The organism is Sphingomonas sanguinis (assembly GCF_019297835.1).
Classification (GTDB): Bacteria; Pseudomonadota; Alphaproteobacteria; order Sphingomonadales; family Sphingomonadaceae; genus Sphingomonas; species Sphingomonas sanguinis_D.
Window position 1 is genome coordinate 3,013,676 of the sequence record NZ_CP079203.1, and the last position, 13,415, is coordinate 3,027,090.

Consider the following 13,415-nt stretch of genomic DNA (forward strand, 5'->3'; position numbering starts at 1 on the left):
AAACGCACGCTAAGCCCATGACGCTGGTCGAGGGAGAATGGCGAGAATTGGTTGGAAACTGCCGTTTAGCGATCTACGCGACCCCCAACATTCCGCCGAAGAGCAACCGGCGCTGGAAACCATGCTTCAGCAAACGGCTCTAGCGCTAGCGTAACCTGATCGAGCGCTTCTTCTCCAAGCTGAAACACGTCCGCCGAGTTGCCACCCGCTACTACGACAAGCTTGCCGCCAACTTCCTCGCCATGGTGCAACTCGCCTCAATGAGGCTGTGGCTGCGTGCTTATGAGTCTACGGCCTACTTGCTATCGACCTTCGTGCGCACCGGAAGAGCGACGCCGCTAATTCGACGTTCGGCTGATCCGGAAAAGCGTTTGCACATCAAAGGATCAAAAAGGCAATAACTTGGTTGTCCTATATCTGGAATGAGATCAGAAGGGTCTGGCATGCCTGGTGCGAAGCACACGAACGGCGACGAAGCGGCATGCGGGTGCGGACCTGTCCACTCCAAAGGGCTGGTGGCGCCTTCGCGGACAGAGAAGCCGATCCGAGGCAGGCGTGGAGCGACGGAGGACCGACGACACCGCCGACACGTCGCTTTGGTCTGCCCCTGCCGGAACGCCCGTCCGAAGAACCTGCGACGTTCCATCTCGTCCGCCTCTCCGGCGGCCAGACGCGAAAGGCCAAGTGTCATCGGTGCGGTCCGGAGGCCCGCGAACCGCGACACGGCTCTTAGCTCCGTCCTGCGGATCGGAGGTATGGTCGACATCGATCGGCAACCCCATAGGGTACTCTCCAACGTTCAGGGGCGCGTCCTCGCCGTGCATGCCGCGTCGGGAGCGGTGTACCTGGTGCCGGACGAGGAACTCGTGCTCGCATTGCCGCCGGTCGATCTATGGTGCCGGATGGTGGATTCGGGTCGCATCGTCGAGACCGGCGCTCATGATCGGTTCGACGGCGGGAAGGCGGAGGGGATCATCGCGCAGTGCGATCTTCTGGACGGGGCCGGCGTCGGCAACGGCTGCAAAGCCATCTCGATCTACATGCACGCCAATTGGCGAGGCGATCTCGTCCAGCGGTACGGTCCGGCGAGCCCGGCGGCCACGCTCAAGCGGTGGCGGACCCTTCGAGCCAGGGAAGCAGACGGCAGCGGCATCCGTCCCCGACCAAGCCGTCGGCCGTGTCCGAAAGCGGATGGTCGGTCCTGAGACTCCCGTCGTTCGATTGGATCCAAGCCGACGGTCAGCGTCGCGATCGACGATCAATCGGAAGGGCGAGGGGCGGACGTGGACGCTGTGCGAGGTGCCATCCACGGTAGCAGGGCCTCGACACGGGATCGGAACGGGTAGGGGCGTTCGTCCTGTCGTGTCGCCATGTGCGCTACCGACAGCATGAACCCCTTCCGATCGCCGGAGGATACATCGCGGCACGCATCCAGGAAGCTCTCGCCGGTCCCGTGCTGCAGCGCGAACTCCACGTCGTCGATCGGACAGAACGCGATCTCGCGCCTATCGCAATCCTCTATATGGCCCTCGGCGTCAGCGAGCGCATTGGCGGACGAGAGGACCTGCTCGGCGTGTCCGGTCGCCATCGTCAGCCAGCTGTCGGCAGTCACGATCACGCCCCGGCACTCTGGCGCGACGATCATGTCACCGGTCAGACCACGTCGAGCGTGCGAGAAGAACCGCCAGATCTGGAACATGCCCTTGGCGAGTTCTTCGTAACCGACCGAGGCGGTCGCCACCGGATCATCGGCGTACCGTGCGTCGAAGCTCATCCGCTTCGCCTTGCATTCGACGGCCGCGACGACCCGTCCATGGCTGTTCACCAGGATGTCGGGCGTCCGGTGTCGTGCCTTCTTCGGTCCGTACACCCGTTCGCCGACGACGTCGTACGGCGACATCATCGCCTGCAGGTACTCCAGAACATAGTCCTCGAAGTGCCGGCCGATGTCCGTCCAGACGGTCGAGCCGCCCCTGACGACATCGAGGTACAGGCCGGTGGTGCATCGGTACATGATCAGCTCGGGAATAGGAGCACGCAGGCGCTCTCCGTTCGCTCCGAACGCGATTATGGGGGAGTCGCGGAGAACGCTTGGGCGATAGGCGGTGTGACGGTTCCCCCTGCGCATCTCCGCCGCCCGCCGGCGGGCCTCGGCGTGAGGAAGGGCGATACGGGACAGGGCCGCTTCCCGAACCCCGGGCGAGATGCCGATGGTCGAAAGGTCGCGGTCGCGTCTCACGAAGTCGTTGGCGGCCAGCGAGGCGGACATGCATACCCCGATCTTGACGAAGTCGGACAGGGCGATGCCCAGGTCCGCCTCGAAATAGTCGCGGGCCGTGCCCGTGCCGTAGAGGAGCATCGAACGATACAGGTGCGGCAAGTTGGTCGTGCCGCGCTGCCAAGGGAACTGACGCTGGGCGATCCGAGCCATTTCGTCGAAGACGTCGTGCTTCTCCAGGAAGATGCCGTCCTCGGCGTTCTCGAGCTTGATGAGGATGCGGTGGAGTTCCCGTACGGTTCGGAACATATCCGCATTCAATACCCGCGTACGGCCCACGCCCCAGCCGATCGGCTTCGGCGTGCACAGGAGTTCGTTGACGAGCGTTTCGATCGACCAGAGCGGTACGTGGTATGGGGAACCGAGTTCGGCGCCGACCGCCTCGGGCGGAAAGTCAAGCAGCGATGCGCGCGCAGCATCGCTACCCTCCTGCGCAGCGACCACGGCGGACATCAGGGAGATCATCGGCTCGTCGATCCCGTGCGCGAGAAGTCGCTGCAGCTTCCTGCGGTAGACGTCGCGACCCAATCTTCCCATCGACGAGGCATCTCACAGTCCGGTCGGCTTGGCCAGGATCGGGATCGACGACGATCCGGTGCGGAGGGGGAACCGTACGACCATCGACATGCTCCCCCTGCACTACAGAGCGTGGTCGGAAGAGAAGCGATGCGGCGCGTCAGGCCGGTTGGCACGCATGCGATCACGCTGTTCATGGACTCGACCGTATGCACTTGAGAACGACGCGACGGTCTCGTTCGTTCGGTTCAGCAGCATCCTGGTAGCGGCCCGGATTCCGGTCCTTCCAAGGGCGCCGCCGGAGCGGTGCGGCGACGGGGACGGTCGCCGGCGAATGCGAAGGAGGCATACCGTGACGGCGGGCCGATCTCGGCCGTAGTCGACGGAATGAGCCTCGTCATCAGCGGAATGAGCCTCCGAATGATTTGGGCCGGACGGGTCGGCCTCACATCTCTCCCGGACCTGTGAAAGAGATGGAAGGAGTCATCCCTTGGCCAAGCGGAAGATCAGCAGTGAGATGACGGTCGCCGACCCCGCCCGGAACGTCGCCCGTAGGATGGAGGGCGGCAGCGAGCTCGTCAGGGTCGATGCCGTCTTCAACGTCCCCGCGGTGCACCCCACCGATCCCGGGCCGTGGAGCGGAGAGGCGGATAAAGTCAGTTGGCGCGACATGCCCACCGGCTACGGGTGCATCATCCGCCGCTCGCCGTTCGGCCGACACCTGTGCGGCTTCGTGTCGGTCCCGCCGACCCATCCCCTCTTCGGTCGCGGTACGAGCGCCTTCGAGGAACATCTCGTAGGTGTCCACGGCGGCATCGACTACGCCGCAGCCTGCCAGGCGGCGATCCCCGAGGAGGTGTCGGTCTGCCATCCGACGGGTCGCGCGGCCCGACCTTCGGAGACCCCGGCCGCTCGTCTGGCGAGGCATACCGTCTACGAGAACGACGTCGCGAAGGGGCATGCTCATGATGACGCATGGTGGTTCGGCTTCTCCTGCAACCAGATCGGCGACCTCGTGCCGAATGCGGACGCGGCGCGGCTCCGGACCCAGCAGCAGCTCGCGGGTGTGGTGGAGCCGGTCTACAGGACCGAAGCCTACGTATACCGCGAATGCGTCCGTCTCGCCGTCCAGCTGAAGGCGATCGAGGAGGGACGCGATCCGCGCGATGCCGATCCCGGTTCGTCGACTTCCGGCTACGACGCTTCGCGGGCGAGAGGGTGACGATCATGACCATGGACATCGATCCCGAACTGCCTTGGGGCTACTGGTACCGCATCGATCACCGGAGAACCGGTAGGGTCTACCTGGACGATGCGACCGGCGCGACGTCGCCCTCGCTACGCGCCGCGCTGTGGCACGATCGTCTCGGCATGCCCGTCGCGAAGGGCGACCCGTCACCCGAGATACTCGAACTCGTCCATGCTGTGCTCGCCGCGACCGTGCGTCGCGAGCCCGGGTACCGTCAGCAGCTCAACGACCTCTTCGACGGCAACCGGCTCTTCCAGCGCATGTTCCATCTCTGGCTGGGCTCGACGGGGCTGGCCGTGGCCGCCCGGGACGGAGAGGGCATCGGCGATCTCACGCCGGAGGGATGGTCGGTCCTGCGCCTGCTGGCGGCGACGAGACCCTACGAAGTGCGCCGCGAACGACCGTCAGCCGTGACGATCGACATGCTGCGCGAGCTTGGCCGGGGTCCGGAGGACCGAGCGGCACGCCTCGAGCGGTTGGAGTGGCTGGAGCGGGAATCGATCGGCTGGGATGCGGCCTTCCTCCGCCGTGAGGAAGGCGGAAGACCCGGCGTCGTGCTCTCGAAGCGGGGCGATGGCCCGGTGCCCGTGCTGCAGACCGTCTGGGCCCTCACGTTCGCCACGGACGAGCAGCGCGACGACTTCTACGACTGGCTCTGCCTGCACGTCGACCGCTGGCAGGCATGGGGCGATCTCGCCAGCGCGTACGACTCGACGAAGCTGACGCACAGGCTGCTGAAGGTGATGGCCGGCTCGATCGCGGAACGTCGGCACGGGAATCCGAGGATCGGCCGACCCACGCTCGGCGACATCGACTGATCTACGCCTGGGGGGCGATGACCGCCGTCATCGCCCCATCCCGGAAGCCTGGTTCCGACGGCCCCCCTATACTGGACCCAGTCGACCGACACCTCGCCCGGTGACCGTCCGGGCCGAGGATCGTGGTTCCGCCGACCGAACCGCATCTCCGCCGTCGCCGCAACGTAGGCCCGTCTGTCCGTCCGCCGAACAGTCCATCATTCCGGAATCCGACATGAGCGAATGGCTGCTGCACTTCGATGAACCCCTCCACGCGCGATCGGTCCGCGTCATGGCCGATGCGCATCGAGCCATATGCGACGATCTGCGCATCCTGGGACGAAGCCCGTGCGGGTTCGACGCGATCGCCCTACCACCGATGGGATCGGCATGCGGTTTCGAGCAGGTCGAGGTCTCGATCGACTGCGAGCGTTGCGTATTGACCGCGCGGGGGCTCGAGACGCCGCTTCCCGACACGGTGATGTTGAACGGGCCCCTGATCCGACGCCCGGCGCAGGTGGTCGACGGCGACGACGTTCTGCGCAGCCTCGAGCACTGGCTAGATCGGATGACCGATCCGATCACCGTTCGCTCGTCGGAACGGGCGGCCATCGTACGGCGAGACCTGTCGTACCTGACCAGGGCCGTCGCCCACGGCTTCGCCCGCAACTGGTCCCGCGCGGTCGTGCGCTCGAGCGGCGTCGGTCGGCACCACCTCCGGCTGCGGATCGCCGATGGGATCGGATTCGCCGACATGGATTTCGTGTCCGGACTCGGCCGCCCGGGCGTCGGGCGCATGAGCGGAACGCTGGTAGCGGCGTTCGACGACATCGTCGGCGAGCACACGCACGTGTCCGCATGGAACGCGGCGCGCCCTGCGGACAGACTACCCGTGACCATGGGTTCGACGCCGTTCATCGACGTCGGTGATCCGCAGGACCACATGGCGACGCTGCGGGGATGCGCCGCTCTGCCCGACGGCGCCCTCCTCATCGCACCGTGAGCGGCGGAGGTTCGAGCGACCTTCCACTCAGAAAGGGGAGCGTCGGCTTGGTCGCGTGGAGGAAGAGGACATCGCGCATGAAGCGCAGCCTGTTCTTCGGATGAAAACGGGTCTGGACGACAGGGAGAGTCCCAATCATGCGTTACACGAGTCCGCCGACCGCGCCGTCACGACGAAAGCGACGCCGAGCGACCGGGGAACCGACGACGGCGCACGGCTCTGCCGATCCAGCGGGCGATCATGTGCGGGGCCATCACTCCATGACGACCTCCGCGAAACCGGGCGACCGATGGCACTCCTCGAGCCGATGGTCAGAACCGCACCGGTCGCTTTCCGGGTGTTCCTGCCGTGGACCATCCGTCTTCGCAGAATGCCGTGGTAGCGCTCCGGAATGCGGATGTCGCCATCATGGGGACGCCTTCGGGCGTCATGCCGATCGCGGCCGAATCATGATCCCCATCTCGGCATCACACCCGCTGCTGCGCCTTCCGGATTCTCGAACCCGGTCCCGGACCGAACCTGGCCTGCACTCGGGCCGCCTCGCCGTACACGTCCTCGAAGGAGACATCGAAGACCCGATCGGCGGTCGCGTCGACGGCGGGTCCGAGATGGTGGACGATGGCCTCCTCCCCAGGCCCGAGAAGCTCTGCGAGCTCCAGTCCCATCCGCAGGTCGGTCGAGACGACGGGCAGGTTGGCGGAGGTGGGGATCGAGCCCGGCCGCATCCTCGTCAGCTTCGCCGGGGTCGCGCCTACGTTCCGAATCACCAGGTGGTCGCCGGTCGGCGCGGAGTCGATGCGACAGGACAGGAGCGCACGCTGCGCGTTCCGTCCGTCCGAGAAGCTCGCGATCGCGACGGCGCTCGCGCGACGGCTCTCGGAGAAGGCCAGAGCAGCGACCGCGGCGGCGACCGCCGAGAGCAGGGTGCCTACGCCGGAGACGATGACGCCGAGAAGGCTGACGCGGGCCGCGTAGCGGGAGACCTCGACCCCCTGCGAGGCGACCACTGTGCCGGCTTCCGCCTGTCTGTACGAAAGGACGTCTAGACGATGTTCTGCATCGGCCTTCAGTCGTTCGTAGTCGCTCTGATCATTTCGGTCGGCGGCATCCTTCTTCTCGTCCTGGGAACGCGCGTCCAGCGCTGGTTCGGTCTGTTCGCACTGGGTGGCGGGCTTCTGCTCGGAGCCGCCTCCGTCGCGAAGATCGGTCGAGAGATAGATCAGACAGGACATGAACAGTACTGCACCGACTATCAGAATCCAGATGCCGACGACGCCGTTCCTGCCACCGGCTTCCTGAAAACCCTGCAACGTCCGTACCTTCCTGCAAGCGACCGTCGCAGAGGTATAGGACCGTCAACTTACCAAAGTGCGACTGCGGGCGGCGGATGAAGGCATGGATCGCCGGCGCATCGATCGCCCGAGTGCGGGCGCATCGAGCGGTGCGCATGGCCGACGGGATCGTCGTCGGCAGGATCGCCGGTTCCGTCCTGGACGCAGTAAGGATTCCAGGCGTCCCGGAACGCATCGCATCCCGCTTCGCGCACGAAGACCGCCCGACACGCTCGCCGGGCTTCCGTCCCGATCATGAGCCGCAGATCATCGACCCTTTCAGTTCGAACGTCCGACCCCGCGACCGCACCCTCAACGTAGCGTCGGTGGTGACCGTCTCGTATCCGGAGGCTCGGACGACGGCGGTGTCCAGAACCCGGATCCGCAATCCGGGGGCCTGCCACTCGTCGTGGGTGAAGGGGAACAGATCGCGTGCGCCCGGTACCGGCTCGAGGATGATGACGCGACCAGCAACCCTCGTGATACCGATTCGTCCGTTGGCGGCGAACAGGACCGGGCCGTCCCGACGGGCCGACCAGTAGCAGCCGGTTCCATCCATCCGGGCGCGGCGCCAGTCGCGGATGGTGGTTGCCTCGAGTGGTCCGCGCCGCTCCACCGGCGCGTACGTCCCTGGGGCAGTGACGAGGTACGCGACGAGCGCGGACAGGATGCCCATGCGCACCATCCTACACCTGCACCACGCTGCGATCGCCCATGATCCGGTGCGATCTCGCGGTCTGCACCGCCAGCACCCGCTGGACCGCCCAGAACACCACCGCGGTCACGGCCTGCGGCCATTCCTGCGTGAGCCAGAGCGCGACCTCGAAGCCGGCACCGGCCAGACCGGCGGCGAAGCCGAGCGCGAACCACCACATGGCGAGGCGTGCGGCGAGATAGACCCCATCGACGATCCATAGTCGGAAGCGGGAGGCGGCGGGGTTCCACACCGCCCAGCCGAACAGCAGGATCGGAGCGGTGGCCGCCGCCGTCACGGCATGCTCGGGGCCGAGGTTGGCCTCCACCAGGCGATGGGTGAGGAAGCCCACCGCCGCGAGCACGATGGCGGCACCGGCGGCACGGAAAAGGCCGATCCTCGCGAGCGCGTCGCCGAGGATCATGCCGATGATATAGGGCATCTACGTCTCCTTCAGAAGGCGGCGCGCGTCTTCCTGGGCACCTGCCGGTCGGCCGCCGCCATGACGGCGGCATCGTCCGCCTTCTCGGCGCGGATGCCGCGGGTGGCGTTGATCGTGACGGCGTTCGTCGTGTCGATGATGACGGTCGGCCCCTCGCTGAAGACCATGCTCTCGCCGCAGCGGTAGCCGGCGTCGCACCACGACCCCCTCAGTTCGGTGCCCACCATGGGACGTCCGTATCTGCGGGCCAGCTGCCTGCGTAACTCGGGCAGATCCACCGTCCTCCCGTCGATGCGCAGCGAATAGTTATCGACGATGGAGCCCGACCGCACCTGAGCGAAGCGGATCGTCAGACCTTCCCCGTTCGGCCCTCTGCAATCGAGCTGCATCGTGCCGCTGGTGTAGGGAACGCTACCCTTCGCGCCGGTTCGATCCTTGACCTCGGCAGCGACCCGCGCGGCGAAGTCCGCCTCGTTGCCGAAGGGCGTGCAGGCGTAGGATGCCGCCGCGAGTGCGGTCCGGACCTGCTCGATGGGCATGGCAAGTCGGACGCCCGCTACGTCCATTCTCAGGGGGCTCATGCCCGCGGGCGCAGGGGCCGCGGCTGCGGGTACCGCAATCGTCAGGACGGCGACGATCAGTAGGGTGTCGGTGGGCTTCAAGGCGTGGTTCCTTCGATGAGGTTTGCTGGATGGGGGATGGTGCTCGGGACCTGGGCAGGGGGAGCGAGACGAAGCAGAAGCCGTCGACGGCGTCGGCGGGGTCCTGTCGGCGAACCGGTGCTGCGGTGGTGCGCGTTCGGGCACACCGGTGCGCGTGCCGACAGCACTGGCGGACCCGAAGCCTGCATCGCCGCCGGGCGCGGCAGGCGGTGCGGTCGAGGCCGTCGCCGCGGAATTTCCGATGATCGTCAGCCGCCCCTCGCGGCATCCCCCGTATCGACCCACGCACGAGTTCCCGTTCGCGTCGGCGCCGCTCGGCTTCGCAGCCGGCGGCACCGCCCCAGTTGACGAGGCGGTGCCGGCCCGTGAGCCGGGGATTGAGAACCTGCAGATAGAACAGGCGCGAGCGTCTTTAGGCCCCGAAGGGCCCTGGACATGCACGCCCGCTCCCCGGCCGAAAGTGTCTTTCGTCCGGGCGATCGGCTACCATCTGCGAGGTTCTCACGCCTCGGTCCGCCTGCTGGCGAACGGCATCGTTCTAATAGGAAAACTTCGGCGCGATCAATCCGTGAAGCGCGCGGACGGCATGTTCGGCGCGGATCGCCGTCATTCGTAATCGAGCCCGCCGGTCACGGCCTCGTGCCCCTACGCGATCGCCATGTGTGCGATCGCTTGGAAGGCCGGCAAGGTGCCGAAGCTCCGTCCGGTCCCGTCCAACGGATCCGGCAGGACGGACGTCCGCGATGAAGCGCTGGCGCGCTTACGGACACGTCATGCGATCGGATGCGCGGCTGACGACATCCGTTCCGATGGATTGTTCTGTTAGGGGTGACACGTACGTCACCCTAGGGTGACATGCATGTCACCCCTGCACGTCCCTATGGTCGGGAGCCGAGGCGAACGGGCTTCGTCAGGATCGATCCGGCCCGAAGTGCCCTTGCTCGTCCCGACATCGCCGACCATGCGGGTTCCCGAGCGGCATGACGACCGGTCCGCCGACGTCGCCACCACCCGGAGCGGACACGTCCCCGGGCGCCGCCGGTCAGCCGATCTTCGATCGGCGGCGGTAGGAGAGGGGGATCGGGGTGCGCATCGTCCTCTAGGACGTCGTAGGCCTTCACGAGCCCGCGCTGTACGCTTGCATCCGGCATCTATCGCGTCTTCGAAACGAAGTGCCGAAGTCTTCAGGCGTCGTCGAGCAGCAAGTCGTCCACCCATGCGGCCCGCTGCATGAGCCAGGCTCCCGCTCAGGTGTCGCGGATCGCTACCGTCGGCGGCGCACAGCCGAAGACCAGGACGGTAGACGTCTGGGTCCTGCGTCCGGGGGCTGAACGATTTCGCGACCGACCCTCCGACCGCATCCGGCGAGCTGGTGGGAAGGCTGTCGACTCCCGACGCATCAGGTCAACACGTCCATGCCCATCGCAAGGGATCTCCCACGCGTAGAGGAACAGATCAGCGATCGCCGACGCTCCAGCCCGCCGTCAGGTACGGTTGATACCCGCGAAGTACCTCTCCGCGAAAGCCCTCGCCAAGCGTCGCAGACGCTTGTGCCGCCGCCTCTCCGCCATCCAGATCGAGCGGACGTATGTCGCAGTTGCCTCCATCCCGCTGCTCGCCTTCGATGCGCGGGCGAGTCGGATCTCGTCCGGCGTCAAGGAGAACGTGCGCGGCAGAAAGCCGCCGCCCCGATTGCTGCCGCGCTTCCATGCGTTCTCGAGCGTATTGCAGGGGTCGCACATGTCCACCTCACCGGGAAAGCGCTGTCTGGACATCAGACCGGACCGTCGGAAGCGATCCACTTCCGGTCCCCACTGATGAGGGTCGCGCCGTTCGACCAATTCCCTCAGCCGGCTCTCGACCTCGTCACGCATGTGGTCGTGGTGGGGCACCAATCGTGAAGCAGGCTCGTTGCAGATCGGGCAGATCATCGGTCGTCTCCGTGTCGATCCCGCCTTGTTGGCGGAGATAGATTGACGAACTGCGAAGGTTAAGGATCGACACCGGCATCGTTCCGAGAAAGGATGGCGCACGACATCGATCGTTTCAGGCAATCAGGCTACGGATCCGTGTAAGATGAACGCCGGATCGATACATCAATCATCGAACCTGGATCGCCTCGATTGGGGATCAGGAGCTGCTCCCCGCGTCATCTCCGTCGTACGGTAGAGCGGTCATACGGTAGCTGCGTAGCGTTGCTCCCACGTGATCCTTCGTGTGTTCGGCGTCCGCCGTCCGCCGTACAGCATAAGGCTCGCCCATTCGATCTCCGCGTTCTTGATCTCGTCCGCGACCTGCACCGACCAGACGCGACGCGCCGGATCCCAGCGATAGCCGCGTTCCCTCAAGACCTCCCTTGCCGAGAAGGGCGCCTCGACGGCATCGACGATCCATGTCGGCTTCCGAGCACGCTCCACCATCAGTTTGGCGACCGTACCGCCGCCTTCGTCGAGCGGATGCGCGAGAAGGTGCAGCAGCGCGGCGACGTCCACCTCGGCCCTATGAGCGTCGTAGAACCAGCCCATCCGCGTAAGCAACGCCGACAACGTCCGATCGCCGAAACCAATGCCCCGCCAGTCGATGTCGGCCAACGAGCATGCCCACGGCTTCCCCGCAACAAGCGGCAACCGCTTCTCGACGAAGGGGCGGTCGAAGGCCGCGTTGTGACTGACGACGAAATCGGCCGTCATGATCATGCAGCCCGCCTCGCCGTCCGCGATAGCCCGCCCCGCCACGTCGACGTCGGTGAGACCCGTCACTCTGGTGATGCCGGGAGGAATTGGCTCGGATGGTTGTTCGAGCCAGCTGCGCGGACGTCCCGTCTCCACGATCCGGAACATCTCATCGAGGCGGAACCGTTGTACGGCGAGTTCGATCACATCATGGCGCGCATGGTCCAGACCCGTCGTCTCGACGTCGACCGCGATGCCGATCAGCGATCGCCCGACACCGATCCGGGAGGAACGACGGTCCATGCGCCTGATGCGGCGCAGCACGCGGTAGTCGTCATGACGATCGAGCGCACGCGCGACGACGTCGGCCTCGATCGGCACGCCGATGAGGTCGGCTCGGGCAGCAGTCACGCGTGGAAACGCTGTTCTACGACCACGTCGAGGCCGTCCCCGAGGGGCGAGTCGGGGCGTTCGGCCACGAGCAGCAGCGTGTCCGCCATGGCCGGACTGATCATCGCCGTGGCGAGCGCGGTGGTTTCGTCGAAGCCCACGCGATAGGTCGCGGCGGCCGCCGCGTCGGCACCGAACCTGGCGACCACCCGCTCCACGAGTTCCGCCGGTCGACGGGTCACGAGCGCGCAGAAACCGAACACGCGCGAGCCGTCCCGATCCGCGTCGACCCAGCACGTGAGCAACTGGGGATCCCGCGACATCGGGAAGGGAATGACGTCGTCCCTCGTCTCGACCCCGGCGGCGTCGACGTCCACGAATTCATCGGACAGCAGATCATCCAGACCGCGGGGGTCCGCGTCCAGCCCGAGACCGAGACCGTGAAGCAGTACGTTCCGGTTGAAGCCCCGCAGTTCCTGGCACGCTTCGATCGGCGTCCGATCGTCGAAGACCGCCCGGGGCGCGAGCATCCATGCGGCCGGATCATGCTCGATGCCCTCGCGAGCGAACCGGACGCCGACGTCCGTCGCGGCGATGGAGAGGCGCAGCAGTCGGCGGCGGGTGGTGACGACCAGTTGATCGGTGGGAGCGTCCGCCTCGAGCGGGTCGAGGTTCCAGCCCTCCGACGAACCTTCCATCGTCTCCGGGAAGGTGGCCGAGGCGTCCACGGCGTCGATCTGCTGCATTTCCATCGTCATGACCTCCTGAGAGCGCGGGCGTCGGTTGCCCGTGGTCTGAAAATAGGAAAGGTTAACGATACGTCAATAAAAACTGTCGCATTTTATTTTATCGTCCTCGTTGTCGAATTCCTATGCGCCAAATATATCTGGCTCATGGAAGATCAGCTCCTGTCCATGGCTCTTGCCGCGCTTGGCCATCCGACGCGACTCGCCCTCTTCCGGCAACTCGTGCGCGCAGGTTCGCAGGGGCGGGGTCCCACCGCCTTGGCCGAGGAGCAGGGCGTGCAGCGGACGCTGATCAGCTACCATCTGCAACCGCTCGTGGCCGCCGGACTGGTTCGAAGCGAGAAGCATGGGCGTGACGTCAACTACCGGATCGATCCGACGAGGCTTTCGGAGGTCGCCTTGACCGTCCAGGGACTCGCGTTCCGAACGTCGTGATCCCGAAGGAAGGCAAGGCAGATCGTCTGCCCGCCGAAGAGCGGTACGCCGGATCCTTGTTCCAGGGTGCGTGCCGGTTCGCGCACGGGCAATAGGGACGACCTGTCACCCCCGGGAGTCGATCGCGCGTTCGTCTCGATGACGATCCCTCACGCAACCGGCGGTCGATCATCCTCTGCGGGTGACATGAGGAAGTTCCT

General features: G+C 66.0%; 14 protein-coding genes and 1 pseudogene. 7 read left to right on the forward strand and 8 right to left on the reverse strand.

Annotated elements, in window-relative coordinates:
* Positions 1 to 149: 149 nt before the first annotated feature.
* Together KV697_RS20325 and KV697_RS14120 are read left to right on the forward strand one after the other, a co-directional pair.
* Positions 150 to 275, forward strand: a pseudogene (locus KV697_RS20325) (IS5/IS1182 family transposase); the annotation flags it as partial.
* A gap of 480 nt (positions 276 to 755) precedes the next feature.
* Positions 756 to 1,205 carry a hypothetical protein gene (locus KV697_RS14120; protein ID WP_219018730.1) on the forward strand — a complete coding sequence of 150 codons (450 nt, stop codon included), beginning with the start codon at positions 756 to 758 and terminating at the stop codon, positions 1,203 to 1,205.
* 53 nt (positions 1,206 to 1,258) lie between these two features.
* Here KV697_RS14120 and KV697_RS14125 read toward each other — a convergent pair whose 3' ends face one another.
* Positions 1,259 to 2,806: a hypothetical protein gene (locus KV697_RS14125; RefSeq protein WP_219018731.1), complete on the reverse strand. Its 1,548-nt coding sequence runs from the start codon at positions 2,804 to 2,806 to the stop codon at positions 1,259 to 1,261.
* A 478-nt stretch (positions 2,807 to 3,284) separates the two neighbouring features.
* Here KV697_RS14125 and KV697_RS14130 point away from each other — a divergent pair, with 478 nt between their 5' ends.
* From KV697_RS14130 to KV697_RS14140, 3 genes are all read left to right on the forward strand, one after another.
* On the forward strand, positions 3,285 to 4,016 hold the full coding sequence (locus KV697_RS14130) for a hypothetical protein (RefSeq protein WP_219018732.1): 732 nt from the start codon (positions 3,285 to 3,287) through the stop codon (positions 4,014 to 4,016).
* Between the two features lie 5 nt (positions 4,017 to 4,021).
* Positions 4,022 to 4,861: a hypothetical protein gene (locus KV697_RS14135; protein WP_219018733.1), complete on the forward strand. Its 840-nt coding sequence runs from the start codon at positions 4,022 to 4,024 to the stop codon at positions 4,859 to 4,861.
* 214 nt (positions 4,862 to 5,075) lie between these two features.
* Positions 5,076 to 5,843 (forward strand): hypothetical protein, encoded by a 768-nt coding sequence (locus KV697_RS14140; protein ID WP_219018734.1) that lies wholly within the window; start codon positions 5,076 to 5,078, stop codon positions 5,841 to 5,843.
* A gap of 467 nt (positions 5,844 to 6,310) precedes the next feature.
* Here KV697_RS14140 and KV697_RS14145 read toward each other — a convergent pair whose 3' ends face one another.
* The 4 genes from KV697_RS14145 to KV697_RS14160 all read right to left on the reverse strand — a co-directional run bounded on the left by KV697_RS14145 (position 6,311) and on the right by KV697_RS14160 (position 8,972).
* Positions 6,311 to 7,153, reverse strand: coding sequence for a hypothetical protein (locus KV697_RS14145; protein ID WP_219018735.1), 843 nt, complete (start codon positions 7,151 to 7,153; stop codon positions 6,311 to 6,313).
* 274 nt (positions 7,154 to 7,427) lie between these two features.
* Positions 7,428 to 7,850, reverse strand: coding sequence for a hypothetical protein (locus KV697_RS14150; protein WP_219018736.1), 423 nt, complete (start codon positions 7,848 to 7,850; stop codon positions 7,428 to 7,430).
* Between the two features lie 10 nt (positions 7,851 to 7,860).
* On the reverse strand, positions 7,861 to 8,310 hold the full coding sequence (locus KV697_RS14155) for a hypothetical protein (RefSeq protein ID WP_219018737.1): 450 nt from the start codon (positions 8,308 to 8,310) through the stop codon (positions 7,861 to 7,863).
* An 11-nt stretch (positions 8,311 to 8,321) separates the two neighbouring features.
* Complete coding sequence (locus KV697_RS14160) at positions 8,322 to 8,972, reverse strand: hypothetical protein (protein WP_219018738.1); 651 nt, start codon at positions 8,970 to 8,972, stop codon at positions 8,322 to 8,324.
* Between the two features lie 148 nt (positions 8,973 to 9,120).
* On the opposite strand from KV697_RS14160, the gene KV697_RS14165 reads away from it, so the two are divergent.
* Complete coding sequence (locus tag KV697_RS14165) at positions 9,121 to 9,588, forward strand: hypothetical protein (protein ID WP_219018739.1); 468 nt, start codon at positions 9,121 to 9,123, stop codon at positions 9,586 to 9,588.
* An 868-nt stretch (positions 9,589 to 10,456) separates the two neighbouring features.
* Here KV697_RS14165 and KV697_RS14170 read toward each other — a convergent pair.
* The 3 genes from KV697_RS14170 to KV697_RS14180 form a co-directional block, all read right to left on the reverse strand.
* A complete protein-coding gene (locus KV697_RS14170; protein WP_219018740.1) occupies positions 10,457 to 10,903 on the reverse strand; it encodes a hypothetical protein in 447 nt (148 codons plus the stop codon).
* 243 nt (positions 10,904 to 11,146) lie between these two features.
* Positions 11,147 to 12,055, reverse strand: coding sequence for a 3'-5' exonuclease (locus KV697_RS14175; RefSeq protein ID WP_219018741.1), 909 nt, complete (start codon positions 12,053 to 12,055; stop codon positions 11,147 to 11,149).
* Positions 12,052 to 12,792 (reverse strand): hypothetical protein, encoded by a 741-nt coding sequence (locus tag KV697_RS14180; RefSeq protein ID WP_219018742.1) that lies wholly within the window; start codon positions 12,790 to 12,792, stop codon positions 12,052 to 12,054. The genes KV697_RS14175 and KV697_RS14180 overlap by 4 nt, the downstream gene beginning before the upstream one ends.
* A gap of 135 nt (positions 12,793 to 12,927) precedes the next feature.
* Between KV697_RS14180 and KV697_RS14185 the strand changes: the two genes are divergently transcribed.
* The gene (locus tag KV697_RS14185; protein WP_219018743.1) at positions 12,928 to 13,215 is read left to right on the forward strand and encodes an ArsR/SmtB family transcription factor; all 288 of its coding nucleotides are present in this window, start codon (positions 12,928 to 12,930) and stop codon (positions 13,213 to 13,215) included.
* Positions 13,216 to 13,415 lie beyond the last annotated feature (200 nt).

Bases quoted from the DNA above. Each gene is read 5' to 3' on its own strand.
- KV697_RS14185 (WP_219018743.1), top strand. From the start codon at position 12,928: ATGGAAGATCAGCTCCTGTCCATGGCTCTTGCCGCGCTTGGCCATCCG.
- KV697_RS14120 (WP_219018730.1), top strand. From the start codon at position 756: ATGGTCGACATCGATCGGCAACCCCATAGGGTACTCTCCAACGTTCAG.
- KV697_RS14180 (WP_219018742.1), bottom strand. From the start codon at position 12,792: ATGACGATGGAAATGCAGCAGATCGACGCCGTGGACGCCTCGGCCACC.
- KV697_RS14135 (WP_219018733.1), top strand. From the start codon at position 4,022: ATGACCATGGACATCGATCCCGAACTGCCTTGGGGCTACTGGTACCGC.
- KV697_RS14155 (WP_219018737.1), bottom strand. From the start codon at position 8,310: ATGCCCTATATCATCGGCATGATCCTCGGCGACGCGCTCGCGAGGATC.
- KV697_RS14170 (WP_219018740.1), bottom strand. From the start codon at position 10,903: ATGATCTGCCCGATCTGCAACGAGCCTGCTTCACGATTGGTGCCCCAC.
- KV697_RS14150 (WP_219018736.1), bottom strand. From the start codon at position 7,850: ATGGGCATCCTGTCCGCGCTCGTCGCGTACCTCGTCACTGCCCCAGGG.
- KV697_RS14140 (WP_219018734.1), top strand. From the start codon at position 5,076: ATGAGCGAATGGCTGCTGCACTTCGATGAACCCCTCCACGCGCGATCG.